Origin of the sequence: Niallia sp. FSL M8-0099, from assembly GCF_038006945.1 — a bacterium.
GTDB lineage: Bacteria > Bacillota > Bacilli > Bacillales > Cytobacillaceae > Niallia > Niallia circulans.
Window position 1 is genome coordinate 1,737,088 of the sequence record NZ_JBBOWF010000001.1, and the last position, 25,712, is coordinate 1,762,799.

Annotated in this window: 32 protein-coding genes; 28 read left to right on the forward strand and 4 right to left on the reverse strand. The window is 34.6% G+C overall.

What is annotated here, in order from left to right; genetic code table 11:
- Window positions 1-46: 46 nt before the first annotated feature.
- The 14 genes from NSQ92_RS08165 (at window position 47) to NSQ92_RS08230 (ending at window position 8,351) form a co-directional block, all read left to right on the forward strand.
- Complete coding sequence (locus NSQ92_RS08165) at window positions 47-484, forward strand: YfmQ family protein (RefSeq protein ID WP_328282871.1); 438 nt, start codon at window positions 47-49, stop codon at window positions 482-484.
- Between the two features lie 178 nt (window positions 485-662).
- Window positions 663-1,130 carry a hypothetical protein gene (locus tag NSQ92_RS08170; protein ID WP_341152549.1) on the forward strand — a complete coding sequence of 156 codons (468 nt, stop codon included), beginning with the start codon at window positions 663-665 and terminating at the stop codon, window positions 1,128-1,130.
- A gap of 13 nt (window positions 1,131-1,143) precedes the next feature.
- Window positions 1,144-1,794 carry a DNA polymerase III subunit beta gene (gene dnaN / locus NSQ92_RS08175; protein WP_341152550.1) on the forward strand — a complete coding sequence of 217 codons (651 nt, stop codon included), beginning with the start codon at window positions 1,144-1,146 and terminating at the stop codon, window positions 1,792-1,794.
- 92 nt (window positions 1,795-1,886) lie between these two features.
- A complete protein-coding gene (locus NSQ92_RS08180; protein WP_341152551.1) occupies window positions 1,887-2,834 on the forward strand; it encodes a DUF2268 domain-containing putative Zn-dependent protease in 948 nt (315 codons plus the stop codon).
- 162 nt (window positions 2,835-2,996) lie between these two features.
- Window positions 2,997-3,128 carry a hypothetical protein gene (locus NSQ92_RS08185; RefSeq protein ID WP_268874867.1) on the forward strand — a complete coding sequence of 44 codons (132 nt, stop codon included), beginning with the start codon at window positions 2,997-2,999 and terminating at the stop codon, window positions 3,126-3,128.
- Window positions 3,129-3,462: 334 nt separating this feature from the next.
- Window positions 3,463-4,005, forward strand: a complete 543-nt coding sequence (locus NSQ92_RS08190; protein ID WP_341152552.1) for a DJ-1/PfpI family protein — start codon at window positions 3,463-3,465, stop codon at window positions 4,003-4,005.
- Window positions 4,002-4,601 (forward strand): DUF2441 domain-containing protein, encoded by a 600-nt coding sequence (locus NSQ92_RS08195; RefSeq protein WP_061800501.1) that lies wholly within the window; start codon window positions 4,002-4,004, stop codon window positions 4,599-4,601. The genes NSQ92_RS08190 and NSQ92_RS08195 overlap by 4 nt, the downstream gene beginning before the upstream one ends.
- Window positions 4,602-4,768: 167 nt before the next feature.
- On the forward strand, window positions 4,769-4,960 hold the full coding sequence (locus NSQ92_RS08200; protein WP_095321397.1) for a DUF6366 family protein: 192 nt from the start codon (window positions 4,769-4,771) through the stop codon (window positions 4,958-4,960).
- A gap of 120 nt (window positions 4,961-5,080) precedes the next feature.
- Window positions 5,081-5,536: a GNAT family N-acetyltransferase gene (locus tag NSQ92_RS08205; protein WP_047940221.1), complete on the forward strand. Its 456-nt coding sequence runs from the start codon at window positions 5,081-5,083 to the stop codon at window positions 5,534-5,536.
- Between the two features lie 211 nt (window positions 5,537-5,747).
- Window positions 5,748-6,059 (forward strand): hypothetical protein, encoded by a 312-nt coding sequence (locus NSQ92_RS08210; RefSeq protein ID WP_235850401.1) that lies wholly within the window; start codon window positions 5,748-5,750, stop codon window positions 6,057-6,059.
- 110 nt (window positions 6,060-6,169) lie between these two features.
- On the forward strand, window positions 6,170-6,637 hold the full coding sequence (locus NSQ92_RS08215) for a hypothetical protein (RefSeq protein WP_341152553.1): 468 nt from the start codon (window positions 6,170-6,172) through the stop codon (window positions 6,635-6,637).
- 113 nt (window positions 6,638-6,750) lie between these two features.
- Window positions 6,751-6,918, forward strand: a complete 168-nt coding sequence (locus tag NSQ92_RS08220; RefSeq protein WP_047940224.1) for a hypothetical protein — start codon at window positions 6,751-6,753, stop codon at window positions 6,916-6,918.
- A 92-nt stretch (window positions 6,919-7,010) separates the two neighbouring features.
- Window positions 7,011-7,481, forward strand: a complete 471-nt coding sequence (locus tag NSQ92_RS08225) for a GNAT family N-acetyltransferase (protein ID WP_047940225.1) — start codon at window positions 7,011-7,013, stop codon at window positions 7,479-7,481.
- A gap of 102 nt (window positions 7,482-7,583) precedes the next feature.
- Entirely contained in the window at window positions 7,584-8,351 is a 768-nt protein-coding gene (locus tag NSQ92_RS08230; protein ID WP_047940226.1) for a GNAT family N-acetyltransferase, read from the forward strand.
- 108 nt (window positions 8,352-8,459) lie between these two features.
- Here NSQ92_RS08230 and NSQ92_RS08235 read toward each other — a convergent pair whose 3' ends face one another.
- The 3 genes from NSQ92_RS08235 to NSQ92_RS08245 form a co-directional block, all read right to left on the reverse strand.
- The gene (locus NSQ92_RS08235; protein ID WP_047940227.1) at window positions 8,460-9,236 is read right to left on the reverse strand and encodes a class I SAM-dependent methyltransferase; all 777 of its coding nucleotides are present in this window, start codon (window positions 9,234-9,236) and stop codon (window positions 8,460-8,462) included.
- 260 nt (window positions 9,237-9,496) lie between these two features.
- Window positions 9,497-10,276 (reverse strand): DUF7683 domain-containing protein, encoded by a 780-nt coding sequence (locus NSQ92_RS08240; RefSeq protein ID WP_053215553.1) that lies wholly within the window; start codon window positions 10,274-10,276, stop codon window positions 9,497-9,499.
- 210 nt (window positions 10,277-10,486) lie between these two features.
- The gene (locus tag NSQ92_RS08245; protein ID WP_156485457.1) at window positions 10,487-10,636 is read right to left on the reverse strand and encodes a hypothetical protein; all 150 of its coding nucleotides are present in this window, start codon (window positions 10,634-10,636) and stop codon (window positions 10,487-10,489) included.
- A 158-nt stretch (window positions 10,637-10,794) separates the two neighbouring features.
- Here NSQ92_RS08245 and NSQ92_RS08250 point away from each other — a divergent pair, with 158 nt between their 5' ends.
- The 13 genes from NSQ92_RS08250 (at window position 10,795) to NSQ92_RS08310 (ending at window position 23,391) form a co-directional block, all read left to right on the forward strand.
- Entirely contained in the window at window positions 10,795-11,052 is a 258-nt protein-coding gene (locus NSQ92_RS08250) for a hypothetical protein (protein ID WP_047940228.1), read from the forward strand.
- A 288-nt stretch (window positions 11,053-11,340) separates the two neighbouring features.
- A complete protein-coding gene (locus NSQ92_RS08255) occupies window positions 11,341-11,712 on the forward strand; it encodes a GntR family transcriptional regulator (protein ID WP_047940229.1) in 372 nt (123 codons plus the stop codon).
- A 5-nt stretch (window positions 11,713-11,717) separates the two neighbouring features.
- Window positions 11,718-12,584, forward strand: a complete 867-nt coding sequence (locus tag NSQ92_RS08260; protein ID WP_047940230.1) for an ABC transporter ATP-binding protein — start codon at window positions 11,718-11,720, stop codon at window positions 12,582-12,584.
- Window positions 12,577-13,182: an ABC-2 transporter permease gene (locus tag NSQ92_RS08265; RefSeq protein ID WP_025908694.1), complete on the forward strand. Its 606-nt coding sequence runs from the start codon at window positions 12,577-12,579 to the stop codon at window positions 13,180-13,182. The genes NSQ92_RS08260 and NSQ92_RS08265 overlap by 8 nt, the downstream gene beginning before the upstream one ends.
- 396 nt (window positions 13,183-13,578) lie before the next feature.
- Entirely contained in the window at window positions 13,579-15,333 is a 1,755-nt protein-coding gene (locus NSQ92_RS08270) for a sigma-54-dependent Fis family transcriptional regulator (protein WP_341152554.1), read from the forward strand.
- 348 nt (window positions 15,334-15,681) lie between these two features.
- The gene (locus NSQ92_RS08275; protein ID WP_341132464.1) at window positions 15,682-16,647 is read left to right on the forward strand and encodes a thiamine pyrophosphate-dependent dehydrogenase E1 component subunit alpha; all 966 of its coding nucleotides are present in this window, start codon (window positions 15,682-15,684) and stop codon (window positions 16,645-16,647) included.
- A 23-nt stretch (window positions 16,648-16,670) separates the two neighbouring features.
- Window positions 16,671-17,702, forward strand: a complete 1,032-nt coding sequence (locus NSQ92_RS08280; protein ID WP_095320014.1) for an alpha-ketoacid dehydrogenase subunit beta — start codon at window positions 16,671-16,673, stop codon at window positions 17,700-17,702.
- A 14-nt stretch (window positions 17,703-17,716) separates the two neighbouring features.
- Window positions 17,717-18,967: a dihydrolipoamide acetyltransferase family protein gene (locus NSQ92_RS08285; RefSeq protein WP_341152555.1), complete on the forward strand. Its 1,251-nt coding sequence runs from the start codon at window positions 17,717-17,719 to the stop codon at window positions 18,965-18,967.
- 254 nt (window positions 18,968-19,221) lie between these two features.
- Window positions 19,222-20,622, forward strand: coding sequence for a dihydrolipoyl dehydrogenase (lpdA, locus tag NSQ92_RS08290; RefSeq protein ID WP_341152556.1), 1,401 nt, complete (start codon window positions 19,222-19,224; stop codon window positions 20,620-20,622).
- A 273-nt stretch (window positions 20,623-20,895) separates the two neighbouring features.
- Window positions 20,896-21,216 (forward strand): HesB/IscA family protein, encoded by a 321-nt coding sequence (locus tag NSQ92_RS08295; protein WP_095257421.1) that lies wholly within the window; start codon window positions 20,896-20,898, stop codon window positions 21,214-21,216.
- A 122-nt stretch (window positions 21,217-21,338) separates the two neighbouring features.
- Entirely contained in the window at window positions 21,339-21,773 is a 435-nt protein-coding gene (locus NSQ92_RS08300; RefSeq protein WP_341152557.1) for a hypothetical protein, read from the forward strand.
- A gap of 249 nt (window positions 21,774-22,022) precedes the next feature.
- Window positions 22,023-22,412: a VOC family protein gene (locus NSQ92_RS08305; RefSeq protein WP_095320019.1), complete on the forward strand. Its 390-nt coding sequence runs from the start codon at window positions 22,023-22,025 to the stop codon at window positions 22,410-22,412.
- 382 nt (window positions 22,413-22,794) lie between these two features.
- Window positions 22,795-23,391 carry a class I SAM-dependent methyltransferase gene (locus NSQ92_RS08310; protein WP_095320020.1) on the forward strand — a complete coding sequence of 199 codons (597 nt, stop codon included), beginning with the start codon at window positions 22,795-22,797 and terminating at the stop codon, window positions 23,389-23,391.
- A 23-nt stretch (window positions 23,392-23,414) separates the two neighbouring features.
- On the opposite strand, the gene NSQ92_RS08315 is transcribed toward NSQ92_RS08310, so the two are convergent.
- The gene (locus NSQ92_RS08315) at window positions 23,415-23,600 is read right to left on the reverse strand and encodes a hypothetical protein (protein WP_095321409.1); all 186 of its coding nucleotides are present in this window, start codon (window positions 23,598-23,600) and stop codon (window positions 23,415-23,417) included.
- 580 nt (window positions 23,601-24,180) lie between these two features.
- Between NSQ92_RS08315 and NSQ92_RS08320 the strand changes: the two genes are divergently transcribed.
- Entirely contained in the window at window positions 24,181-25,701 is a 1,521-nt protein-coding gene (locus tag NSQ92_RS08320; protein WP_095257418.1) for an NADH dehydrogenase subunit 5, read from the forward strand.
- The last annotated feature ends 11 nt before the right edge of the window (window positions 25,702-25,712 follow it).

Genomic DNA, 25,712 nt, shown 5'->3' on the forward strand with positions numbered 1-25,712 from the left:
TACTATTAATAATGTAGAAATATTAATTGAATAAGCAATGGAGTGAATGGAATTGACTTGGATTACTATTATAGCATTAGTGTTCTTTTGTATAATAAAAATTTTAATGACCTGTTTGCCAACAGGAGTAGTGGATTGGCTGCTGGATAAATATAAATTGCATTTAAAACTTAATAACATGGAAACAGAAATAATCTACAATGAAATGAAAATAGATGGAGAGAATAAAGAAGCAATTATTAAGATATTCAACGAAGCGATTGTTAGAGAAAAGTATAGTTTATATCCAGGAAGTGAAGAAGCATATCTTAATGCTAAAAATGCGGAGTATTCTCTTGTTATTCATACCAAAAAAGGGAATAAGAACATAAACTTATTTTTGAATAGTTATCAAGACCATGTAGATATTGTGAAAAAGTACAAAAATAAAATGGTTGCATATAGCACCTATCCACTTCAACTAGATGTTTTAACTAAAAAATAAAATATATTTTTACAAATTTATAAAAAGCTATTAAAGGGCTAAGCCATTTGCTGCTGCCACTTTAGTAGTTTTTTTATGCATTTTTTTAAAAATTAATTTATTAAACAATAATGACAAGGGAATTGGCAAAAAATGTCGAATTTAATACGTATAATTTTATTTTGGAGTGTTGCATATAATGGAATTTCTTGTTGAAAGTGAGTACTTTAATAGAGCGATAACAGATGTGAGCAAAGCAGTATCTCAGAAAACGCCATTTCCTATTCTTTCAGGTATCAAAATAATGGCTACTAAAGAATCATTAATTGTTATAGGAAGTAATGCTGATATCATTATTGAACAAGTAATTCCGATGGAAATAGATGGAGTACAAGTGCTAGAAGTAAAGGAGGTAGGCAGTGTTGTACTATCAGCAAAATATTTAAGTGAACTTGTGAGAAAATTGCCAGGGAAAATTCATCTAACAGTAAACGAAAAGCAAATAGCTACGCTTAAAGCGGATGAAATCGTGACAACACTTAATGGTTTTCATGCAGAAGAATATCCCATGCTTCCAAGTATGGAAGAAACAACACATATTAGAATGCAAAGCACCGATTTAATCGAGATGATCAACCAGACAGCTTTTGCTGTATCAAAAAAGTGAAGCGAGAGCCGTTTTGACTGGCGTTAATATGTTATTCGAAGAAACAAAACTTACATGTGTAGCTACTAATTCTCATCGATTAGCATGGAGAGAGCTTCCGATTGAATCTGGTGTAAGTGGTGCATTCATCGTCCCAAGTACAAGCCTCCATGAGCTTAGTAAGTTAATGCAGAATACAACGGGAATGATTAAAATATTTGCTACAGATCGCTATATTGTATTTAAAACGAATTCAACTACTCTTTATTCTCGATTAATCGAAGGGAATTATCCAAATGTTGCTGGATTATTCGCCAAAAATGCAAGGACTATGATTACTGTTAATACAAAACAGCTGTTAAAAGGAGTAGATCGAGCTTGTCTTTTTGCAAGTGAGTGGAAGAATAACAATGTCCATATGGAAATAAAAGATGGTTTGAAATTAAAAATCACCTCTAATTCTTCAGAAATAGGAAAAATAGAAGAAACGCAACCGATCAATAAGCTTGCTGGAGAAACAGATTTAAGCATTTCTCTAGATGGAAGCTTCCTTATTGATGCATTAAAGGCAATTAAGGAAGAAGAAATAAAAATCAGTTTCGGAGGTACAATGAGACCAATATTGATGGAACCAGTTGGAAACAATTCATATATGCATTTGATTTCTCCTGTACGCTCCTATTAGAGATTATGGATTGCTGATATGTATTGGATTTTAAATTTTCTGAAACCTTTGTGGTGTTACATTCGTAATTAATCAAAAGGGGAGGGGAATATATGCAAAAACTTGGAGCTGTTGTTATTCTGTTTTCTTTCCTTCTATTAATCTCTTGTGAACTGAAAGAGACGATAAAAGAAGAGAGTGAATCAGATAATATTTATTTTACTTTTAAACATCCTGAAACAGACCAAGAATATGAGATTGTGCATGCTTATAAACTTTATAAAAAATATGAGAAGAGAATGAAAGAAGATTCAGCTACGCCGAACTTTTTGCTGTTTGATGAGGAGGTGATAGAACCAGTTGTAGATGCGTGCTATAAAAATGCAGAATTTTTTGTAGGTAATTTTGACCTTACTGTAAAAGCACCAGAAAATATGGAGGAAGTTAATAATATTATTAAAACAATGGATGAGAAGCAGCTTAATAAGGCAATTCAAGAGGCACTCCTTAAATCATCAGATTACATCCCATCAGAAAAGAAGACGAATATATGTATTTTCCCTATAGAAGAAGACCACAATACCCAAAGTATGGATACTTGGGGCGCTGGAAAGATAAGTTTTTACTATAATAATAAGTTTTATACCGAACAGTTTATCAAGACAACGATTGCTCATGAATATAATCACAGTGTATGGTTTGAGAAATATTATAAAAAAGAAGAGGAAGAAACAGTTCTAGATCGATTAATTTTGGAAGGAAAAGCAGTTATGTTTCAGAAATTAGTCTACCCAGATATTGATGTAGATAATTTATATTACAACTTTAAACTAGATTTTTGGAATGAAATTGAACCAGATTTGCAAACGTACGATTTAAAGAGAGCGCAGGAAATATTGATTGGTGGAAACGGATTACCATACAACTATGGTTATAGTGAGGGCTATAATATGGTAAGAACATATTTAAATAAGCATTCTGACATAACACCAGAAGAATGGACTGGACTTACTAGTAAAGAAATATATGAAGAGGGAAATTACATAGAGAACTACCAGTAAGTAATTTGTATGGAGATAAACGTTTCTTCATTGAAAGAAATAAAGAATTGGAAGCGTATTAAGAAGAGACGTTATGTCATCAGTTTAGATAACTTTTTTTAGAATCTTGATGTTAAGTAAAAATATCCATTTAGATAATAAAAAGAGAGTAGTGGTGTATTTATGGAGTTTATTATAGCGATGGGGCTGATAATATTAGCCATTACGTGTTTATCTATAGAAGTAAAGCTAAGAAAATTAACGGAACAAAACAAGGAAATTTTAGAATTGTTGAAAAGGAAAAAGGAAAAATAATCTGTTTAGTAGAAGCGTTTTTGTAGCTATTGTACTTTTGTTTTAGCGACGTATTTTTGTGATAAAAAGACCACTTCTAAATAGAGGGATTTTTTCAAAAAGGAATCAGGAGGAGAACTGTTCTTAATTATATGCCCTAACATGATATTTTTTAATTTAAGGAGATAGTAAAATGTGTAAACGCAAGATTGGAATTTGATTATATGACTATGTTGATCTTTAGATTTTGCCGGTCCTGCGGAGGTTTTCTCGTTAACAACTGAAAGTAAAGCAGAAAAAGGGTTAACTCTTTATAAAAAGAAAGCTAATGCCAACGAGACCTTTTGAAGTATATATGATTTCGGAATCAGGGAAGACAATAAAAACACATATTGGGACAAAAGTGACACCGGATTATAGTATAAATGATAGTCCAACATTTGATATATTGCTTGTTCCTGGTGGCCCATTAAGAGCAATACAATCAATTAGCAAGAATAAAAAGATTATTGAATGGATTAAGAGTCAGAAAAGTATAGAGTATATATGTTCTGTTAGTACCGGTGCCTATTTATTAGGAGAAGCTGGCTTATTAGCTGGAAAGAAGGTGACAACTCATCACCTAGCATTAAAATTGCTCCAGGATAAGTATCCAGATACACATGGGATATCTCAGGAAAAAGTTGTCCATGATGTCAACATTATTTCATGTGGTGGAGTGTCTTCTGGAATCAATATGGGATTATATCTTGTCGAGCAATTATTAGGAGACTCGTTGCAAAAAGAATTGCTAGAACGATTGAATTTACAAGATGAACATTTCAATAAATATATAGATTTCAATTCAATATTTATAGTAAATCGTTCCATTTTATATATACAGGAGAGGAAAGAATGAAAGAGTTTACTGCTTATCATCTAGTTACTAATCAAAGAATGTCTCGTGGACAGGTTATTCACTTTGAAGAAAAAAAGATGAACACATTATATCGCTTTTTTTTGGAAAAGGAACACCTTAATGCACAGGGCGAAGATTATATGGGGATTTTAGATAATCATTATACAGATGAAGGTTTGCACTTAAATAAAGAGAACGCCGATGTGGTTGTTCAGTATGCAGGGCACACCATGAGAGCAATTAGAGAAGTAATAGCAGAAATGGTGAGACTCCAGGATTTCCCCAATCATCCGTCTAGATTATCCTGTCTGTATGCTGCGAAAAGCTATGAGGATGTCTTAAAATGGAAAGCACTTTTTGATTCCTATAAGCGCAAAGTATTACAAATTGTGAAACTTCATGTGTCTGGAAATTATTTTGAAGGAGACGGAGAGCTTCTGCCTAATTTAGAGGCTGTTCCTTTCCATAAAAAAATGGAACAAGCGCGGGAGTATTGGAAGGGGAATGTAAAAAATGAACTTCCAGAGCTTTTGATAAATGGAAGAATAGAAGTAATGGAGATTATTCATGAATATTTAGATGAAAGTAAGTCGTAAAAATTTGATAGAAGAATGTTTTAGTAACCTTCGTGGACGGCAAACGTATTAAGGAAAAAATAAAGAGGGTTTCATAAAGGGAAAATGTATTGTTTGCAAAAAATACATTACATCTATTAATGGCATATTCTTATTATTTATTTGTTAATTTTATAGGAGGGCTTGAAATGAAAAAAGAAAAAGATGCTCCTGAAATAAGAAGGGAAAAAATGCGACAAGAAGAATTGAAACATCCATCTAGTAGTATGCACGGCAGCAATCTTGCTGATTTAGTGGGCGGGTTAGGGTGGAAAGGTACTGGAATACTCATCCTTATCATAATTGTGGGGGTAATCATTTATGCTGCCTTCTTTCAATAAGGCTCTCCCACACATATAATGGGAGACCGCACTTTTCTATATTAGTTAAGAAAATATAATAATGAAAGCTGGAATCAGTCGTAAGAAAAGAAACTTGAGCGAAAAGGGGGAGTATTAACAGTGATTAATTTAACTTTAATGAATGCAGATGAATATCAAAGATATCTGTCTAGTGCGATTAAAACGTATGCGGAAGAAAAGGTTATCGCAGGAAATTGGAAAGAAGAAGAGGCGCTTAAGAAAGCAGAGGAGGAATATACAAGACTTTTGCCACAAGGCGAGAAGACAGAGAAGAATTTTTTATACACCATTCGAAGGGATGACGAGGCAGTTGGCGTTATATGGCTTGCGCAAAAGTCTGAAGAACTAGGGTTTATTTATGACATTTATATACTAGAAAAATACCAAGGGCAAGGCTATGCTAAGGAGGCTTTAAAGGGTATAGAAAGTGTTGGCCAGAAACTAGGATTGAAAAAAATAGGTCTCCATGTTTTTGGCCATAATAAAGTAGCTAGAGGATTATATGAAAAATTAGGATATGAGACTACAAATGTATTGATGGAAAAAGACATTTAATATAAATCCATGGATGGAAGGAGTTAATGGATTCATGTCCTGAACAGGCTGTGAATAATAAGGGTTTAGAAAGAAGTAAGATGCTTGGTACTATTTACAAATGATTTGAAATAGCTTACTATTATACATAGTTTTACTATATACATAGATTATCTTTGTACTATTGTAAAGTTTAATAGATTTAATAAATAGAATTCAGAGGAAGGAGAGAATGGAAAGATTGAAGTATTCTGTCATAGGATTAATTTTTCAATTAATATTTATTTTCACAATAACTATCTTTAATCCAATTCGAGTTTATGTAATGAATCAATACTCCGTTTATCCTGTAGCATTATTTGAGTTGCTTTTAGGAGTTATAAGTCTAATTTGTGCATTAGTGGGGCTAATAAAGAAAGAGGTTAATGGTCTTTCACTCTTTGTTTTCCTTTTCAGTTTACTAATCTGTTTTTATTTTGTATTTGTATATCTATTAGGAGAAGCAGGGAATCCACCTGAGATTCCCTGGTTGTATAAAAAGTAAAAAAATGTATAAGTTAGTTTTCTTAAAAAATATTTTTTGCAGGACCAAAATTGTTTCTTAAAAAGTTAATGAGTGTAATAAGAGGAAATTAAAGAGGAGAGATGTTTTTTATGAAATTTTTACGAGATGATAATTGGGATAATGACAGGTATTGTGAATATTTAAAATCTATCCAGCATGTCTTTGATCCGTATACGGGCGAATTCCTTGTGACAAATTCATTCCATGATGGAAGGTTTAAAAAAATGGAGTTAATCAATCATTGTGAAGGAGATATAGATGAAACAAAGGATGATCCAACATCAATTAGAGTGGTCATAGAGCACTGGAATGGTTCTATATATGAATTGGTTTGGGATAAAGTGAAAAGATTTTACTTTGATTATGATATTACACGAAATATTGTCGTTAATACAAAGGAAATAGTGGATAATGGAAGAAGTGGGATTGATGATTGGGGTTATGACGAAATTTTAATAACAGAAGATAAGATGTTTTCACATGAAATAGAGCTGCTTTCAAAAACACGGATGTTTATCATCTGTAGACAGTTTCAAATCAAACCATATTCGGCATAATTAATTCAAAGTGCTAGACAAAGTTATAAAATTGATACATAGAAAAACTTTAATTAAAAGAAGTCAGGAACTTTAAGCTATAGTTATTAAATATGTAGTTTTGGAGGGGAACTATGATTAAAGTAAAACCCCAATGTTCTAATTGCGGTAAACATATTGAAAGAAATGAAGTAGTTTTTGTCAAAATGCGCTATCCAGAGCGAAAAGGGATGACCGAAATAAAGGCTTTTATCCAAAATGAAGAGAAATTAATTTGTGAAGCTTGCTTTAATACTAAGTAATCTTAACAAAAGACAAATGTAATGGGATTGGGTGTTTTTCGTCATTACCGTTATAGAATCATTAATTTTTTAATAATTAGGAGACTTAAATAATGTATGAAACTAGATGGGCAACTTATAACGAACTGAGTATTGTGGCAGAATGCTGGTATCAAATGGCTTGTGAAATGGGAGAAATAGACAGTATTCCAAAACCAAGTCTTCAGCGGCTGGAAGAAGTGAAAAATCTATTTCGGAAAGAATTTAAATTAGGAAATTTAATGTTTCAAGTTGCTTTAGACAGTGATGAAAAGATTGTTGCTTGTGCTGGAGGGTTAATTAGAACAGAGTATGCTTTTCCACTAGCGGAAGAACAAAGTCTCTTTGGGTGGATCATAGCTGTATATACGGTGGAAAACCACCGTAAGAATGGGTTAGCTTCTCAATTAGTTGAGGAAATATGTTTATGGCTAAAACAAAAAGGGGCTAAACGAGCAAGGTTATGGTCCAGTTCATCTGGCCGATCTGTTTATGAACAGCTTGGGTTCCATAATATGATGGATTTAGCAAAACCTCTTTCTTAAATGAAAGAAATGATAGGAAGGAAGATATAGATTTCACATATGATTAAAGAATTCATCATTATGATGACATAGAGATAATTATTTTGCAAAAGGTGTTGTAATATGATTAAGGTACCAATAGATCAGTATTCTATAATAAAAAAAGAGATTAGGGAAGCTCCAACATTTGCCCATAGTATATTAGATTTCATGATAGAGGGGACTGTATATAGTGACTGTACGAATTATCATTCATTGCTTTTTCAAACAGCTTCAGGCTTGTTTTTTGTGACAGGTTGTCCTTCGAACGAGCTATTTATGGAGCATTTAATTGATATTTTTGAGAAAACAGTTTTAAAGGGTAATAGATTTACGTTATTTTCCAATGGAATCGTATGGGAGCAGGCAATAGAGAAGTTTCTAAATAAGCGAGTAAGAAGAATCGACCGTATTGCTTATTCCTTTGATTTAAAAACATATAGTAATAGGACAACAATAGCTAGTCCGTATGATGTTTATCGAATTAATTCTTGCTTAATTGAAAATAGTTTAGAATTCAATGAAAGATATTATGAGGAGTATTGGGATTCTAAAGAGAATTTTCTTCAAAACGGAATTGGTTTTTGTGTGAAAGATAAAAATCGGATAATTGGGGAAGCAGTTTCTATTTTTAAATCTAATAACTATGCAGAAATAGATATAATAACAGACCCAGCGTACAGAGAAAAAGGGGTTGCAAGTCTTGTTTCGCAACGATTTATCGATTATTGTCTTTCTATCAATATTCAGCCGCGATGGGATTGTGATGTTGATAATCGTGCGTCCGTAAATTTAGCTAATAAATTTGGGTTTATCAATCCTAAAAAATACGCTATTTATATAAAAGCATAGTTGTGAAAATAATATCTCTACACCTAATAGAGAGAAGATTAGAAGGACTTTGGCAGCCAGCTATTCAAAGAGAGCGAGGAAAACTTACTGTCTCCTCGCTAGGCTCTATTATTCTTTTACGCCAATTACTCGAATCCTTTTATAGTCAGCCATCCATTTTCCATCAATATATAAAGTATCCTTTACATTTTTTTCAGCCTTCGCAATAATTTCGTTCTTAGCTTCTGATGGAATATCATGAAACAGTTGGCTTCCAAACATGTCAATCCAATTTCTTAAGCCATTTTCCCCAATTAAGGGAGTTGGTCGATCAAAGTGTTGTGCAAAGGTAACCCGGAATCCGACTTTTTCCATTAAATTTGAGTACTCCCCGACACTTGGGTAAAACCAAGGGAAATGCTCTGCGCCGAACGGAAATCCTGCTTGCTTTATTTGCTGTATCACTTCATTTGTTATTGTTTGAACATTGCCTTTTCCGCCAAATTCAGCTACAAATCTTCCACCTTGTTTTAAACATTGGTAGATACCTTTTAATGCTTGGATAGGAGGGTGTACCCAATGGAGAGTAGCATTAGAGAATACAGCATCGAATTCATTTAGATAATCCAAGCTTGTAGCATCTTGAACCATAAAAGGTAGACTAGGGTATTTATTAAGGGCTTGGTTTATCATATTTTCCGATTTGTCGATACCTAATATTTCTACACCATATTTGTGGATGGTATTCGTTAAATCACCTGTCCCACAGCCAAGGTCAAGAATTTTTTCGCCTTGCTTTGGAGCTAATAGCTCGACTAAATTATTACCGAATTTTGAAACAAAAGAATGTTTATTATCATATAAATCTGCATTCCAATTATCGGATTCACTTTGATAGCTTCCCATTTTCCCCACTCTCCTTATGTATATATTTGTAAGTAGAATTATAATGGAAAAAAAGGATAAAGGGAATTATAAAAAAAGTATTTAACACGAACTGTTATGAATAGAGAAGCTAATATGGATGTGCTTTTTATGATGTTTTTCCAAGTTAAAAATGACGCTGGATTTATTATAGAATAACGGAGCCTGAAAAGGAGAAGAAATTATAAGAAAAGAAGCAGCCATTAAAAAGAGGAAAACAATAAATTCCTCTTTCTAATGGCTTAATAGCCAGCCCAAAGGCTATAGGCATATTTGTTTATGTCCATGTTGTGTTGCAAATGTTTTTGGAAAAAATCCAATTGGCCTTCGTTAATAGCAAAAGTTCCAATAACGGGATGTTCGCTTGATAAATTAAAAAGGCTTCGATACTCATCAAGTGGGATAGCTGGAAGTTGTTCTTCTCCTGCAATTATCATGGAGGGATCGTCGATTTCATACCATTGTACTTGCCTGATCGTTTCTTCCTCGGAAAAATAGTAAGGGGATTGAAATGTCTCAACAAAAAGTCCGTTACTTGTCGCATAATCGATAGCAGATGGGCAATTAACGTAAGAACCTATGTACATATAGTAATCCCATCCAAAATGCACAAAGAATTTATCTTTAGCATATAACTGACATCCAAGGAAATTTCGCAAAACCATTTTGCAAATAAGGCGAATTTCCTTCCTCTCTACACGCATGTCTTCTTGCAGTACTAACTGATCAAATGCATCTTCATATAAGGAAGCGGTCAAGTCCTCTTCTGAGATTCCCTGTTTTGTTGCGTTTAAAATTCTTAATGAATGAACCCCGCTTTCTTCCAAGAATTTCATAACAGCCTCAACATAAGCATTCTCGACTTGAAGATATTCATCTAAAGTGAATTTTTTACCGTTAATGATCTCTCCAATCTGGGTAGGGGAAGTCCATTCCTCCGTTAAAGTAAAATAGCCATTTTCATCCCGAAACGCTGGATTGTATTTTGTCACACGCCACTGAAATTTTATGTGATTAGTCATACTGCACCTCCTCAACTAATTCTTATAATAACAGTAAAGCCAATAAAAGTTATTTATTAGTTACTAATATATAGCCTTTTCTAAAAAGGAATAAACAGTAGGAAAGGAAATAACTCTTCCTTTAACAGCAAAAAGACAGACCATACTTTGTTAGTTGGTCTGTCATTTAGATATAATTTATTTTTCTGTAAAAAAAGAAACTTCCCTATCCTATTTCTGTTCCTTGCTGGTTTTAGCTGCTTCTCTATTTGGAACAGACTGAGGCGAATGATGTTTTTCACTTCCACCATTTGGCGGCCCATATGTATGAGCATCATCCGTAATTTTGGCACCTTCTAGAAAATTATCCTTAGTTTTCATGTATTTCACCTCCGTTTATAGTATGTGTCTTGTCTAAAATATTATTTATATGTGAGGAATCCACTTAGTACTAACAGGGGTTTATTCTCTTTTTGAGTGAAACTAATTCCATTCTGCATCGTACTAAAAGATAACAAGTGGAAGACAGGAGCGTGATTATGGTGGAGCAAATTTTATCAGTTGTATTTGTAATTATTCTTGTTTTTTCTATAATTAGTGTGATTAAACAAAGAAAAAAAGCAGGTGTAACTGGATTTAAAAGTGTGTTAACACCAATTTGCTTTTTTCTTATAAGTATAAACTGCTTATTAGCTATTTGGTTTAAGTATGGGGGACTGGCTGTTTGGCTCATTAATGGTGTTTTGTTATTACTGGCAGCTTATTTCACAAAATATTTGCCGAAAACTAAAAATTGAACGGGAAGGTTCGGTAATCAAAAGCAAACAATTTCTTACAAAGAGCTTATGTTGATAATCTAATGATCGCATAAGCTCTTTTTTTCCTTTATTCACTTAGATAACAAGAAAATTCATTTTTGGATTAGCCTAAATGTAGGTGTTTAAAAATTCGTTAATTCTTAGTAAGTGGCCATATAACATAAATAATGTAAATGGCGGTTGCACTATAAGGTGATTTTGTATATAATGTATATATAGTATATATACATTATATTAAGTATGAAAGATAAAAAAAGAGGGATAAGCATGCAAATAATTATTTCGAACAGTTCAAAGGAGCCGATTTATGAACAAATTACCAATCAAATTAAATCGTCTATCTTAGCAGGGGAACTAAAGGAAGGAACAGCGCTGCCTTCCATACGCAACTTAGCTAAAGACTTGCAAATAAGTGTGATTACAACAAAACGAGCATATGAAGAATTAGAGAAAGCTGGTTTTATTTACTCGATTGTTGGTAAAGGATCGTTTGTAGCCGAGCAGAATTTAGATGTAATCAGAGAGAAGAAATTAAAGGTTATTGAAGAACAGCTAAGTGCTGTTATCGCCAATAGTAAAGAAATCGGCTTGCCATATGAGGATTTACTGCAGTTATTCAATATTTTGTATGAGGAGTGAGAAGGATGGAAAATGTGGTGGAGTTAAGGAATGCCACGAAGAAATTCAAGGGTTTTTCTGTTAATAATATAAATTTAGAAGTGAAAAAAGGCTTTATAACGGGTTTTATTGGCGAAAATGGAGCTGGGAAATCAACTACAATTAAGATGATGATGAATTTATTAAAACCAGATGCTGGCCAAGTGAAACTCTTTGGGTTGGATTATCAAACACATGAAAAGGCAATAAAGGAACGGATTGGCTTTGTATATGATGGTAATGTATTTTTTGAAGGGCTGAACTTAATCGATATAAAACGCATTGTGGGACCTGCATACAAACAATGGGATGATAAATTATTTTATCATTATGTAGAAAAATTTGAGTTACCACAAAAAAAGGCTATTAAGACTTTTTCAAAAGGAATGCAGATGAAAGCATCTTTAGCAATAGCTTTATCCCATCATGCCGAATTAATCATTATGGACGAACCTACAGCAGGCTTGGATCCTATCTTTAGGAGAGAACTGTTGAATCTGTTACAAGAGTTAATGGTCGATGGTAATCGAACTTTGTTTTTCTCCACTCATATTACAACTGATTTAGATCGTATTGCCGATTATATTGCCTTCATACAAAGAGGAGAATTGATTTTTAATCAATCAATACTAGATATCGCAGAGAACTATGCAGTTGTTAAGGGAGGACTAGATTTACTGGATAGAGACACAGAAAAAAGCTTTGTTCATCTAAATCGTGGTCCGACGGGGTTTGTGGCATTAACAGATAATCGAAAAGAAGTGGATCAGGTATTTGGTGATAGTGTTGTGATCGAACATGCGACATTAGAAGATATTATGTACTACACAAAAGGAGGAATGCAATATGTTTAATTTAATAAGACGTGATGCAATCCTTCAGAAAAGGCAACTCTTAGTATTTATCCCTTTTATCGTATTTTTTATTGTGATGAATATAGACTCTGTTTTCATTTTTCTCGTCGCTAGTATTTTTATCCCGTTTAATGCATATGCATATGATGAAAAAGCAGAGACAAATATATTATTAAATTCCTTACCTTATACACGAAAGGAAATCATTGCATCACGCTATATTGGAGCAGTTGTGTATATGTTAGCGTCTATTCTACTGACAAGTGCAGCCTTGTTTCTTTTTAATAAACCATTTACACTTACAGATATTGCCGTTGGGAGTGGTTTTTTCTTGCTGTTTGCTGCTTTCACCTTTCCATTGTTCTATATGCTTAAGCCTGGCTATATTACAACAGTTGTTATTATCAGTTTTCTTGTTTTATCAGCCATAGGGCCTAGAGTCGTTACCTTTCTAGCGGAACATTTAACCAGTATAACAGATTTTATTATCAATTTATCCCTTCCAACTTTATATACAGGAGCGACCATTTTTATTCTTGTTGTCTATTTAGCCTCATGGGGAGTTGCGACAGTGATTTACCAGCGAAAAGTATTTTAATATAAATATCTTTAATATCCAACAAAAGATGTAGGTACAGAATGAAAAACTGGAGAAGACAGTAAGTAAAAGAGAAGTTATCCATCAGTGGGGGAAACGAAAGTCTCCATTGATGGGAACTTTCTCTCTTTTTTTTAATATAGATTGCTCTATACATACAAGCTGATGTTCTGCAAGGTTCCAAAACTTGTGGATTAGAAGCTTGAAAGGAAATTACGTTTTAATAACAATTGGCCCAGAGATCATTCTTAAAATAAGAATATTTTTTTGTAACAAATCCCTTTTTTAATGTAAATAAGTTACAAAGAGTAAGAACGGAAACCTTTTACTAAAAAAGTACTCCTGTTATAATACAAATAAAGATTCGATGTAATAACGAGAATAAGGGGGATACTAATGACTGGTAAAGTAGATACAAAGGAAGTGTGGACACGATTTATTCAAGAAGGATCTTTAGAACCAGCAAATTTAACTCCAGAGATTGAAGAATCTTGGCATCTTTGCCGGCAAAAAGGCTTAAACCCACATGATGGCATAACTGATTGTATCTTGACCCCAGAGGAATTCGAAGAAAGATTGGCAGAAAATGAATTATTAATTACTTTAGCTAAGCAAAATGTTAAGCGTTTACAAAAATTTTTACGAGGCTGGCGTTTTGTCATTATTTTAACAGATAAAGATGGGTACATATTATATAAAGAAGGGGAAAATTCTATTAGCATTGCAGCAGAAACGATCCGATTTAAAGAAGGAGCAAAATGGGGAGAAATAGAAGTGGGAACTAATGCAATTGGTCTCGCGGCAAGATATAAAAAACCCATGATGGTTAGAGGGTATGAACATTTTTCGAAAGCATCTCAACAATGGAATTGTTCTGCCGCGCCAATTTTTAACCAGCATAAAGAAATGATAGGAGTTTTGAATGTATCTAGTCTCTATCAATCTATTAACCAGCCATATGTGTTAGCATGTGTTAAGCTTATTGCTGATTCCATTTCACTAGATTGGAAAAAAAAGATGCACGAGGATATGGAGTTTTTGCTGCGAACAACTTTCCAAAGCAGTGGACAATACATTGTTTGTACCATTGATAAATACATTTGTGCCCTTCCAAAAAATCTTCAGCAAAAATATCAAAATTGGATTGGCACATCATTAAGTCGATTCGCGCAAGAGACTGGTGCAGTATCTGCCGTACATATTCCGATTATGCACCACCATCGACTCATTGGATATCGAATACCTCTCCGTGCGGAAACAAGCTTTGTTTGGAATGGAAGTAGAGGTTTAAGCAAAAGTTACAAACAAGTGCTGGAATCTATTAAAAATGTCGCCCCCACGGATACTACGGTACATTTAGTAGGAGAAACTGGTGTTGGCAAAAAGTTTCTTGCTAGTTGTATTCATGAAAATAGCCCAAAGTCAACGGCCCCTTTTTATAAATTACACTGTTCGATGCTTACTAAGGATATTCTTCAAAGGTTTCTTTCTACAGATCTGCAGCGTTTGACTAAGAAAAGGCATCAAGTGGTCGAGGAAGCAACGATTTTTTTGGAAGAGATTGGAGAACTTTCGATTTCCTCCCAGCAAATGCTTTTAACCATCTTACAGGAAAAGGAAAGACAACATCACAAATCCTATCGTTTTATCACATCTTCCACGAAAGATATCCGTGATCTAGTAGAGCAAGGGATAATAGATCAAGATTTATTCTACTATATTTATGCCTATCCCATCTATCTTACTCCTTTGCGTGAACGAAACGAAGATATACTTGCTCTGATTGATTACTATTGTGACAAGAACAATTGGCATCCAGAGTGGAGAATAAATTGGAAATTACTATTTTCAAAGGGACAATGGTATGGAAATGTGCGAGAATTATATAATACTTTAGATCGATGCAGAATTTTATATAAAGAGGTTGCGCCAACTGAAGAACAGTTGTATGAGCAAGTAATGATTGCGGAAAAACATATGCAAAAATCATACCATAGAAAGGATCCGAAGACTAAATTTGAAATTCAGGCAATTACAAACGCATTAAAAAAACACCATGGAAATGTGTCAGAAGCAACAAAAGAACTAAATATGTCTCGTGCGACTCTTTATAGAAAAATAAAAAAATATCAAATAAAAAATTTTTTATAAATGTTCACATTCTCAGTTTGGAAGATAGTGAGACAAAAATGAGACAAATTTATATGATTGGAGAATAAATAAGACAACCGAAATGGTGGTCTTGCACATTCTCCAATCTTTTTTTCGTTTAATAATAAATAGTTTTCTTCAAAGAAATTATTGCTTAAGAAAGTATGCGTATTTTTTAATAAAATGATGGTGAGAAAAGTGAGAAATAATGAGAAAATCTGTCTCGTTTCAATCGATAACAAAGGTTAGAAATGTTGATTTATCAACGTTTTAAGCGCTTTCAAAAATAGAAAATATGTTGTATCATCGAAGTGTGTTAATACTGGAATATAGAATGGAGGAAAGAAAATGAAGAAAGAAACTGCTTATTGGGCCTATACGAAAATGAATGAAATTAGGAAGTTTGAAGATCAAGTTCATAAGATCTTTTCAACTGGGGCAATCCCAGGTTTTGTTCACTTATATGCAGGAGAAGAAGCGATTGCTGTAGGTGTATGTGCACATTTAACGAATAAAGATTATATAACGAGTACACATAGAGGTCATGGTCATTGTCTGGCTAAAGGCTGTGACTTAAATAGTATGATGGCAGAGATTTTTGGAAAAGAAACAGGGATATGCAAAGGCAAAGGAGGTTCTATGCATATTGCTGACCTTGACGTTGGCATGTTAGGGGCTAATGGCATTGTCGGTGGAGGATTTCCGCTTGCAGCTGGTGCGGCTTTAACAGCTTATGTAGAGGGAACAGACAACGTAACTGTCTGTTTTTCTGGAGATGGTTCCAATAATCATGGAACATTTCATGAAGCAATTAACATCGCTTCAATCTTAAAGCTGCCTGTTGTTTTTGTAGTAGAAAATAACGGTTTCGGGGAAGCCACTCCATATCATTATTCTACTTCCTGTAAACAAATTATTGATCGTGCACCAGGCTATAGTATTCCAGGAGTGAGAGTAGATGGAAAAGACTTAGTAGCTGTTTATAATGCTGCTAAAGATGCAGTGGAACGAGCCAGAAATGGAGAAGGTCCAACTCTTATTGAAGCGGTTACGTATCGAAATTATGGTCACTTTGAAGGAGATGCACAAAAATATAAATCAGAAACAGATCGTGAGAAGTGGCCAGTAGATGAAGATTGTATTGAAATCTTTAAAGCATATGCTTTTGCCAATGACTTGTTAACGGAAATAGAAGTGGAACAAATTGAGAACGAAGTGGAAAAGGCAGTGGACAATGCAGTAGAATTTGCAAAAAATAGTAAACAGCCTGACCCATCCATGTTACTAGAAGATGTGTATGTCAACTACAAATAATAAAAGAATGAGGTGAAGGAAGAATGGGAAGAAAGATTACATTTTCACAAGCTATCAATGAAGCAATGGATATTGCCATGGAGAGAGATAATAAAGTTATCTTAATGGGAGAAGATGTTGCAGGTGGTGCGACCGTTGACCACTTACAAGACGAAGAAGCATGGGGCGGAGTTTTTGGTGTAACCAAGGGATTAGCAAATAAATATGGTCGTAAACGAGTTATCGATATGCCGATCGCAGAAGCGGGATATATGGGAGCAGCTGTAGCAGCAGCAGTTACTGGATTACGTCCAATCTCAGAATTAATGTTTAATGACTTTATTGGAAGCTGTTTAGATGAAGTGCTTAATCAGGGAGCGAAAATGCGTTATATGTTTGGCGGAAAAGCAAGAGTGCCTTTAACCATACGTACAAACCATGGCGCAGGAGCGAGTGCGGCCGCACAGCATTCCCAGACTTTATATGGTATGTTTACCGCTATCCCAGGTTTGAAGGTAGTTGTGCCATCTAATCCGTATGATGCAAAAGGTTTATTACTTTCTGCAATTGAAGACGATGATTTAGTTGTATTTTTTGAAGATAAAACCCTGTATAGCATGAAAGGGGAAGTTCCGGAGGGATACTATACCATTCCGCTTGGTAAAGCAGAAGTGAAGAGAGTGGGAACTGATCTTACCATTGTGGCAATCGGAAAAATGGTCCATGTTGCGATGGAAGCAGCTGATAGATTAGCGAGTAAAGGAGTGGAAGTGGAAGTAATCGATCCTCGTTCATTATCTCCACTTGAAGAAGAACCAATTTTGGAGTCTGTCGAAAAAACAGGAAGGCTAATTATTGTAGATGAAGCAAATCCACGCTGTAGTGTAGCAGCCGATATCGCAGCACTTGTCGCTAATAAAGGGTTTGATTATTTAGATGCTCCAATTAAAACAATAACGGCCCCACATACTCCAGTTCCATTTGCAACTAATTTAGAGCAATTATATATACCAAACGCAGAAAAAGTTATTAATACGGCATACGAATTAATTAATGAATTAACTTTAGCTCGATAAGTGGAGGTGAAAATATGTCAACTGCTATTGTGATGCCGAAATTAGGAATGACCATGAAAGAAGGAACCATTGTGGAGTGGTTAAAACAGCCTGGAGAATCCGTCTCGGAAGGAGAAGGTGTGGCTGTTATTAGCTCAGAAAAACTAACAAGTGAAGTAGAGGCGCCAACAGATGGAGTACTTCTTACAATCATTGAAGAAGTCGATAATGAAGTAGAAGTTGGAAAGCCAATTGGAATAATAGGTAATGAAAAGGAAGCGGAAAGTGAAAGTAGTCAAGATGTTAGGGAAGGAAAAGATGCAGCATTAGAGGAGAATGCGCCGGCGCGACAAGAGGCGGAAGTAAAAGGGAAAGATACAAATAAGCGAATTCGGATATCTCCTGCTGCAAGAAAACTTGCCCAACAACTGCGAGTGTATACACAAAATGTTAAAGGAACAGGACCAAATAATCGAATCACGCGAAGAGATATTCAAGCATTTGCTGACAAGCGTGGAGAAGAAAAAGTACCAACAAAACCAAAAGTGGAGCAAGAAACTAAAACTATTGTACAACCAGATGTACAAACAACAGGCGTAAAAAGCGAAAAGTTATCTGTTATGCGTCAAACAATTGCAAAACGAATGCAGCAAAGCTTGTCTACAACTGCTCAATTAACATTACATCGAAAAGCAGAAATTAATGCCCTGCTAGATTTTCAAAAGGATATTAAGAAACAAGTAACGGAAAGCGAACTAGATGTCCGATTAACTTTAACGGTGCTTATTGCCAGAGCTGTTACATTAAGCTTGCGTGATAAGTCCTTTATGAATACACATTTGATTGATGATCAATTATATTTATTTGATGAGGTGCATTTAGGGATTGCAACCTCATTAGATGCCGGTTTAGTCGTTCCAGTAGTAAAAAATGCAGAACGGCTTCCGCTTGGGGAATTAGCAAAAGCTATATCTTCAGTAACGAAAAAAGCAAGAAATGGACAATTAGCAGGAAATGAATTAACGGGATCAACTTTTACTATTTCTAATTTAGGCCAACAGGGAATTGAATATTTTACCCCAGTCCTAAATACCCCTGAAACAGGTATTCTTGGTGTAGGAACATTTATTGAGGAAGTAACACTAGAAAATGAAACCGTAAAAACAGTGAAAAAATTGCCTTTAAGCTTAACCTTTGATCACCAAGTGCTTGATGGAGCACCAGCAGGAGATTTCTTGAACCGTGTTATTTATTATCTAGAGCATCCATATTTACTAGTTTTATAGATGAAAAGAGTGTAAAAAGTAGATAGGCGTGCAAATGAAAAATGAATGTAGCTCTATTCCATGTTAGATAGCACCATTTATTGAGTGTTTGAGAAAATTTAAGAAGCGGAGCAGTGCGATTTTTTTCTGTGATCGTGCTGCTAACTTAAAAGACAAATTCAATATGATTGCTTTGGTTCGAAGCATGGATACTAAACGTCGGCAATAGCTCACCATTTTTCTGTTGCCTCTCTGTAGAAGGAAGGGAATCAAGAATGAAAAAATATGATGTCGTAGTCCTAGGTGGAGGTACGGGAGGGTATGTAGCAGCAATACGTGCCTCCCAAAAAGGAAAGACAGTTGCAGTAATAGAAAAGGATAAGCTTGGTGGAACTTGTCTTCACCGTGGATGTATTCCAAGTAAAGCATTATTGCGTACAGCAGAAGTATTTTCTACATTTAAAAATGCTGCAAGCTTCGGGGTAGACGTAAGTGGAAATATAGCGGTGAATTTTCCAAAAGCGCAAAAAAGAAAAGAAATGATTGTGCGCCAATTAGAAGCTGGAATAAAAGGATTGATGCAAAAAGGAAAAATTGATGTCTATGAAGGGACCGGTTTCTTTCATTCTAATTCCATTTTAAAGATCACTGATCGAGGAGGAAAAGAAACAAGTATTGAAGCAAAAAGTACTATTATCGCAACAGGTTCAAAGCCAAGATCCCTGCCAGGCTTACCCTTTGATGAGAAGCAAATTCTTTCATCAGACGGGGCGCTGTCACTAAAAGAATTACCTAAGAGTATCATCATCGTTGGTGGAGGGGTCATTGGCATGGAATGGGCCTCTTTACTAAATGATTTCGGTGTAAAAGTTACAGTTTTAGAATATAGCCCGCGAATTGTCCCAACAGAAGATGAGGACATTTCACAAGAATTACAAAAAATTTATACGAAGAAAAAAGTACAGATTGTAACCAATGCTTTAGTTGATGCAAAAGGCTGTCGATTAACAGAAAAAGGGGTGCAAATCAGTGCCGAAGTAAATGGAAAAAAAGATATCTTTTCTGCAGAAAAACTGCTTGTCTCCGTTGGAAGAAGTCCTGTAGTGGAGGGAATTGGTTTAGAAAATACTGCAGTTAAACTGGAAAAAGGCGCAATCGTTGTAGATAAAAATTGTCGTACACATGATCATAAAATATTTGCGATTGGAGATTGTATCCCAACACTTCAATTAGCCCATGTTGCCATGCATGAGGGTATTCTTGCAGTAGATACAATTGTTGGGGAAGAAACATATTTGATTTCATATGAACAAATACCTCGATGTATTTATACCGCACCTGAAATTGCAAGTGTAGGGATATCTGAAGCAGCAGCTAAAGCAAGAGGATATGAAGTCAAAGTTGGATATTTTCCGTTCCAAGCAATTGGAAAAGCACTTGTTCATGGAGAAAAAGAAGGGTTCACAAAGATAATTGCCGATAAGAATACAGATGATATTCTTGGGATAACGATTATTGGTCCACATGCTACTGATTTAATTGGCGAGGCTGCATTAGGTCAAATGCTCGAAGCAACGCCTTGGGAAATTGCCCATACCGTTCATGCCCATCCAACTTTATCAGAAGTATTAGGAGAAGCTGCTTTGGCAGTAGATGGCCTATCTCTTCATATGTAATGACAATTGGCTGACCTGTACGATTTGTCTAGATAATGATAATTCGCAAGTATCCATTTAACCTGTGCAGAATAGTGTCTGCCCATGTATCATTTACGGATTGTAAAAAGGATAAAGAAGTATTTTTAATACGATTCTTCTCCGTTCATTTCTAGCTGCGGAAAGCAGAATTTTTGCAAGAAACCTTGTCATCCGTTAAGCTGAAAGTAAGTTTATTTCCATTCTTATATAGGAATAGTATATATAGGAAAGTAACAAAAGGCAGGAGATGGCATGATGAAGGTCACAATCACCGATGCAGCTGTTGAGAAATTCCGCAGCTATGAAGTTCCTGAGGGTGCAGTTTATCGATTAAGTACCATTTTTAGTGGCGGCTGCAGCTATGTTTACAATTTTGACTTAGCAGTTGATTTTCCACACGAAGAGGATAAGGCATTTGAGGATAATGGTTTAACGATTTATTTAGATCCATTAACGATTAAGCATATTAATGAAGACTTAAAGTTTGACTATGTACAGGGGAAAGGCTTTCGTTTAATTGGACCAAGTGAAATTTATTCTTTCCATTTGGAAGTAAAGCAAAAAGCGAAATAAGGCTGAACAAAAGTATCAGATACTCATAATGAGGTCTGATCTTTTTTGTTTAGTGGAAAAATAAATGGATGAAACTATACCTCTTTATTTTCGTATAAGGATATAAAGTGAGGGGTTAGTGAATGATTATGTATTTCTTGATGCTATCGTTAGGAATCATCTTTCTATTGATTTCAGTTATTTATATCGTACAAATGTACAAGGATAGAAATTATTCTTTAATAATAATGGGGAAGACGTTAGTGGTTTTATCAGTTGGTGTCTTTCTTTTATTGATAACTTTTCCAAGTTTAAAATACATATTGTTAAAAGAATACGTTGAAGTAATTGGGGAATGTACTATTGAAATAGATGGCACACGCCGTTATGCCGAAGCTAGATTCGAAATGCAAGATACAGGCGAAGTGTATAGCTTTGACAATATTCCAGACCTTGATGCATATGGCAAGAATGTGCCGTATTACTGTACTTTGACTGTAACGAAAGACAAGAAGTGGGAGATTGGCTATAAAATATATAATGTGAATACAAAGAAGCTGATAATATCTGATGAATAACAACGTGATGTTTACAGTGGATTTTTAAAATGGGTTTAATGAATAGGAGCATAGAATTATGTAGTTAAATAATTTAGTAATTTCTATTCTAACTTTTATTCTTTCCGGTATATACTTATTTAGAGGAATCGTGTCGCAGTCCTTTTTTAGTTGATATATAATTATGAATGAAATCAATTATCGAACAAAGCATTAGATAAGAATGAACCATCATTTCGTTTTATAAATAACAAAAAGGAAGTGAACTGCTTGATTAAATACAAATCCCTTCATCATGTAAGTCTTACCGTAACCGATTTAGTAAAAGCCAAACATTTTTATGGGGAAATATTGTGTCTAGAAGAACTTCCCCGTCCAAATTTTGATTTTCCTGGTGCATGGTACAAAATACAGGATCAGCAACTTCATTTAATTGTTTATCCAACATCGCAGACGATTCGCAAAGATAAATCGCTAAACAGTCGGGAAGGGCATTTTGCTCTCCGAGTTGAAAATTATTATGATACCCGTAGTTGGTTAAAGAAACATAATGTGGAATTTTTAGAAAAACCTTATGGAATAAGCGGATTTGCTCAAATATTCTGTGCTGATCCAGATGGTAATTTAATTGAGCTGAATGTGGATCAGAAAGATTTATAGGACAAAAAAGCTGCCATGAAAATAAATAATAGGAAACATAGAAATAGGGTGAATTTATCCCTATTTCTTTTATTAAAAAGCAATCATCATTATAATAGATGTTAAAACAAATAAATATGCTAAACCATCAAATAAATAAGTCACTATGCTTACAAACTTTGGAAAATTCTCAAGGTTATATAGTTTGTAATTCCTCTATATTCGCCTGCTGCTTATGGTAAATGTGCCAATTTTTAAGGATAAAATTTCTTCATCGTCAATCTCTTTAACGAGTAGAAGTAAAGAAGATTGAGCATTCTTATCGTACGAGTTAAATTAAATAATAGACATTAGATATTAGATAGTTGATATAATAGCTAATCTCAAATTAGGAGAGTGGAAAATGGAAGCGAATGTTTTTGAACAGCTGGCCAAAAGATATGATACAGAAGATCGAAGAAACCTAGCTAATGTGATTGTGAAGGAAGTAAGAAGAGAATTAGCAAACAGTACACCTCAATCTTTAATGGACTATGGGAGCGGCACTGGTCTCGTTAGTCTAGAGTTAACGGATTTGGTAGCTTCGATTTTGTTAGTGGATTCATCCGAACAGATGCTGGAGGCTGCCCAAGCAAAAATAGCTAATAGAGGAATTACGAATGCAGATATACTATATTCTGATTTTACGCAAGACACCCCGAATTTTAAGGCAGATGTTATTTTAATGTCTTTAGTTCTTCTTCATATCCCAAATACAAAGAAGATATTACAAGCGTTATTCCAAATATTAAATCAGGATGGCAAATTAATTATCATCGACTTTGATAAAAATGATAAAATAAACCATCCTAAAGTACATAACGGTTTTACAGAAGAAGAATTAAATGAAATATTGTCGGAAGTTGGTTTTCATTCAATGAAAAGGAAAACATTTTATCAAGGTAATCATATTTTTATGAATCAAGATGCTTCTTTGTTTATTTCCAGCAGTATAAAGTGAATTTCAAAATATGTAGGCATAGGCTAAATGGTTTCTCTCTTTTCCTGCACTGCTTCATGATACTCATCTGGCAGGTCGCTAAGATAGAGAACGTTGCTTAAAAGTTTAATATCACTATGTATTTGCTTTTTAAGTTGGGCATTTTCACATTTATAATAATCATCCATTAAACGTTTGATTTCGTGACAAATAAGTTCGATTCGGAGCATGATACCGATCCTTTCGGGAAATTATAGACTATACTAATTATGTATCAAATTACTAATGAATGAAAGTGTTAAGTATTATTTAGCTGGTAGAAGATAATAAATGGCCATTTGAATGAGAAGTCATTTTTAGTGATTGAAAAAATTTTTTCCCATCTGCTATAAACTAATTTGATTTTTCTTTGGAGATTAGGCTTTCTTATTGACAAATATAAAAATTTAGCATATCTTATAGTTAGTTTCGTACTTAGTTATAAGTTAATTTTCGCTTAAAAATTAAGACTTTAGCATTCTTTTAATAATGATATTGACTGAATGAAAAAGTAACTTAATAAAATAAGCAAAAGTGATTTGATAAATAAGTAACCTAAATTATTGTATGAATGTCTTTTATAAATTAAATGAAAATATAAAACCATATAGAGGTAGCTCTTCAAACAATTCGATGTAATTAGTTGAAGGGAAGCCGACAATTTTTTACTTTCTCATGATTGCAGATCATGGTGAATTTAAAAGATTGTCGGCTTTTTTATTGGCAAAATTAAAGGTTTTTTGAAGTAAGTTAGTTAAAGGAGTTTTTAAAATGTTTCTTTTGCACAGTATGCCATCATTACTGTTAGTGTTTTTTATGATGATTATTGTTTCGATGCTGAGTGGACTATTATTTTTGCATCCAAAAGTGCCATTAAGCTATGTAAGGGTTCATATCTGGATAGTGTCTTTTCCGCCTTTGATCGCATTAATCGCACTTATGAATCCGAATGGAATAGAAAATGCAGGTCCTTTTCATATGGATTCCTTGGCTTGGCTGATGACTTTTTTTGTCCTTGCCATCGGTTTAATTGTTCAACGTTTTTCAATCCGCTATTTAATGGGAGATCGATCTTATCGCAAATATTTTACCCTTTTCACTTTTACCACAACTGCCGCTTCCATTGCTTGGCTAAGTGGAGATCTTCGACTGCTGGTTCTATTCTGGGGAGCAACGCTTGCAGGATTAACCTTGCTTATAAGATTAAATAATGGCTGGAAAGTGGCTGCTGAGGCTTCTAAAGTATCTGGTTATCATTTTTTAATCGGTTGGGTGTCCTTGTTATTGGCAGCAATCTGGCTGTCTCACAGTACTGGTTCTTGGCAATTATCAACCGCTCTATCGATTGAAAATTCAGTTGGAATTTCAGCATGGGAAAGAACTGGAATTAATTTATTGATTGTCCTAGCGGTTATCATTCCAGCAGCTCAATGGCCATTCCAAAGATGGTTAGTAGAGTCTGTTGTGGCACCAACACCTGTTTCAGCGATAATGCATGCAGGAATTGTCAATGCAGGCGGAATCATGCTTACTCGTTTTTCCCCATTATTTAATGGTGATTTAGCTCCAACTCTTCTATTACTATTATTTGCCGGGATATCTGTCTTGGTTGGTACTGGAATTAGTTTAGTACAAGTTGACTATAAACGTCAGTTAGTTGGTTCGACGATTGGGCAAATGGGCTTCATGCTCATTCAGTGTGCCTTAGGCGCATATGTTGCTGCCATTATCCATCTTATTTTACATGGTTTATTCAAAGCGACACTATTTTTACAGTCGGGTTCAGCAGTGCGACGTAAGGAAGAGTCTAATTACAGAAAAAAACAGCCTGCTTTTTTATGGACGATAGCAGGGTGGATTTTAAGCATTACTGTGGGGCTAGTTTTTTGGCTCCAAGCACCAAGAGAAGGCTATCAAATAATTAGTTCGTTAATTTTAGTTTGGTCTGTTTCTATTTCTTGGCGACAGCTTGTTGCTTTTGGAGAAGGGCGCATCGGCCGGATTGTTGGTTTAATTTTTGTAGGGGGAACCGCTGCTATTTATTCTTTTATCCATCATTTTTTCTATGACATATTACAGACTGCTGTTTTCAAAGGTTCTCAGCCGCCATTAGCTGTTGTCATTATCGTTGGTTGTCTTTTATTAGTTGGCGCTGCGATAGGGGCGATCGCTTCTAGAAATCGTTCGTCCATCTTTTGTACTGTCCTATATCTTTGGTTAGTGCGATTAGGAGAAGCAAAGCCAAAAGCAGTAGAAAGTCATCCGAGCTATCTAAAACAACAATTACCATAAAGGAGGTAATG

Excerpts from the sequence above, each read along its gene's own strand:
- NSQ92_RS08165 (WP_328282871.1), top strand. The coding sequence starts at position 47 with ATGGAATTGACTTGGATTACTATTATAGCATTAGTGTTCTTTTGTATA.
- NSQ92_RS08245 (WP_156485457.1), bottom strand. The coding sequence starts at position 10,636 with ATGAAAACTAAGGATAATTTTCTAGAAGGTGCCAAAATTACGGATGAT.
- lpdA (WP_341152556.1), top strand. The coding sequence starts at position 19,222 with ATGAAAAAATATGATGTCGTAGTCCTAGGTGGAGGTACGGGAGGGTAT.
- NSQ92_RS08225 (WP_047940225.1), top strand. The coding sequence starts at position 7,011 with ATGTATGAAACTAGATGGGCAACTTATAACGAACTGAGTATTGTGGCA.
- NSQ92_RS08255 (WP_047940229.1), top strand. The coding sequence starts at position 11,341 with ATGCAAATAATTATTTCGAACAGTTCAAAGGAGCCGATTTATGAACAA.
- NSQ92_RS08210 (WP_235850401.1), top strand. The coding sequence starts at position 5,748 with ATGGAAAGATTGAAGTATTCTGTCATAGGATTAATTTTTCAATTAATA.
- NSQ92_RS08190 (WP_341152552.1), top strand. The coding sequence starts at position 3,463 with ATGATTTCGGAATCAGGGAAGACAATAAAAACACATATTGGGACAAAA.
- NSQ92_RS08220 (WP_047940224.1), top strand. The coding sequence starts at position 6,751 with ATGATTAAAGTAAAACCCCAATGTTCTAATTGCGGTAAACATATTGAA.
- NSQ92_RS08275 (WP_341132464.1), top strand. The coding sequence starts at position 15,682 with ATGAAGAAAGAAACTGCTTATTGGGCCTATACGAAAATGAATGAAATT.
- NSQ92_RS08185 (WP_268874867.1), top strand. The coding sequence starts at position 2,997 with ATGGAGTTTATTATAGCGATGGGGCTGATAATATTAGCCATTACGTGT.
- NSQ92_RS08170 (WP_341152549.1), top strand. The coding sequence starts at position 663 with ATGGAATTTCTTGTTGAAAGTGAGTACTTTAATAGAGCGATAACAGAT.
- NSQ92_RS08180 (WP_341152551.1), top strand. The coding sequence starts at position 1,887 with ATGCAAAAACTTGGAGCTGTTGTTATTCTGTTTTCTTTCCTTCTATTA.
- NSQ92_RS08250 (WP_047940228.1), top strand. The coding sequence starts at position 10,795 with ATGGTGGAGCAAATTTTATCAGTTGTATTTGTAATTATTCTTGTTTTT.
- NSQ92_RS08285 (WP_341152555.1), top strand. The coding sequence starts at position 17,717 with ATGTCAACTGCTATTGTGATGCCGAAATTAGGAATGACCATGAAAGAA.
- NSQ92_RS08195 (WP_061800501.1), top strand. The coding sequence starts at position 4,002 with ATGAAAGAGTTTACTGCTTATCATCTAGTTACTAATCAAAGAATGTCT.
- NSQ92_RS08310 (WP_095320020.1), top strand. The coding sequence starts at position 22,795 with ATGGAAGCGAATGTTTTTGAACAGCTGGCCAAAAGATATGATACAGAA.
- NSQ92_RS08320 (WP_095257418.1), top strand. The coding sequence starts at position 24,181 with ATGTTTCTTTTGCACAGTATGCCATCATTACTGTTAGTGTTTTTTATG.
- NSQ92_RS08235 (WP_047940227.1), bottom strand. The coding sequence starts at position 9,236 with ATGGGAAGCTATCAAAGTGAATCCGATAATTGGAATGCAGATTTATAT.
- NSQ92_RS08240 (WP_053215553.1), bottom strand. The coding sequence starts at position 10,276 with ATGACTAATCACATAAAATTTCAGTGGCGTGTGACAAAATACAATCCA.
- NSQ92_RS08280 (WP_095320014.1), top strand. The coding sequence starts at position 16,671 with ATGGGAAGAAAGATTACATTTTCACAAGCTATCAATGAAGCAATGGAT.
- NSQ92_RS08295 (WP_095257421.1), top strand. The coding sequence starts at position 20,896 with ATGATGAAGGTCACAATCACCGATGCAGCTGTTGAGAAATTCCGCAGC.
- NSQ92_RS08265 (WP_025908694.1), top strand. The coding sequence starts at position 12,577 with ATGTTTAATTTAATAAGACGTGATGCAATCCTTCAGAAAAGGCAACTC.
- NSQ92_RS08300 (WP_341152557.1), top strand. The coding sequence starts at position 21,339 with ATGATTATGTATTTCTTGATGCTATCGTTAGGAATCATCTTTCTATTG.
- NSQ92_RS08270 (WP_341152554.1), top strand. The coding sequence starts at position 13,579 with ATGACTGGTAAAGTAGATACAAAGGAAGTGTGGACACGATTTATTCAA.
- NSQ92_RS08230 (WP_047940226.1), top strand. The coding sequence starts at position 7,584 with ATGATTAAGGTACCAATAGATCAGTATTCTATAATAAAAAAAGAGATT.
- NSQ92_RS08200 (WP_095321397.1), top strand. The coding sequence starts at position 4,769 with ATGAAAAAAGAAAAAGATGCTCCTGAAATAAGAAGGGAAAAAATGCGA.
- NSQ92_RS08215 (WP_341152553.1), top strand. The coding sequence starts at position 6,170 with ATGAAATTTTTACGAGATGATAATTGGGATAATGACAGGTATTGTGAA.
- NSQ92_RS08315 (WP_095321409.1), bottom strand. The coding sequence starts at position 23,600 with ATGCTCCGAATCGAACTTATTTGTCACGAAATCAAACGTTTAATGGAT.
- NSQ92_RS08260 (WP_047940230.1), top strand. The coding sequence starts at position 11,718 with ATGGAAAATGTGGTGGAGTTAAGGAATGCCACGAAGAAATTCAAGGGT.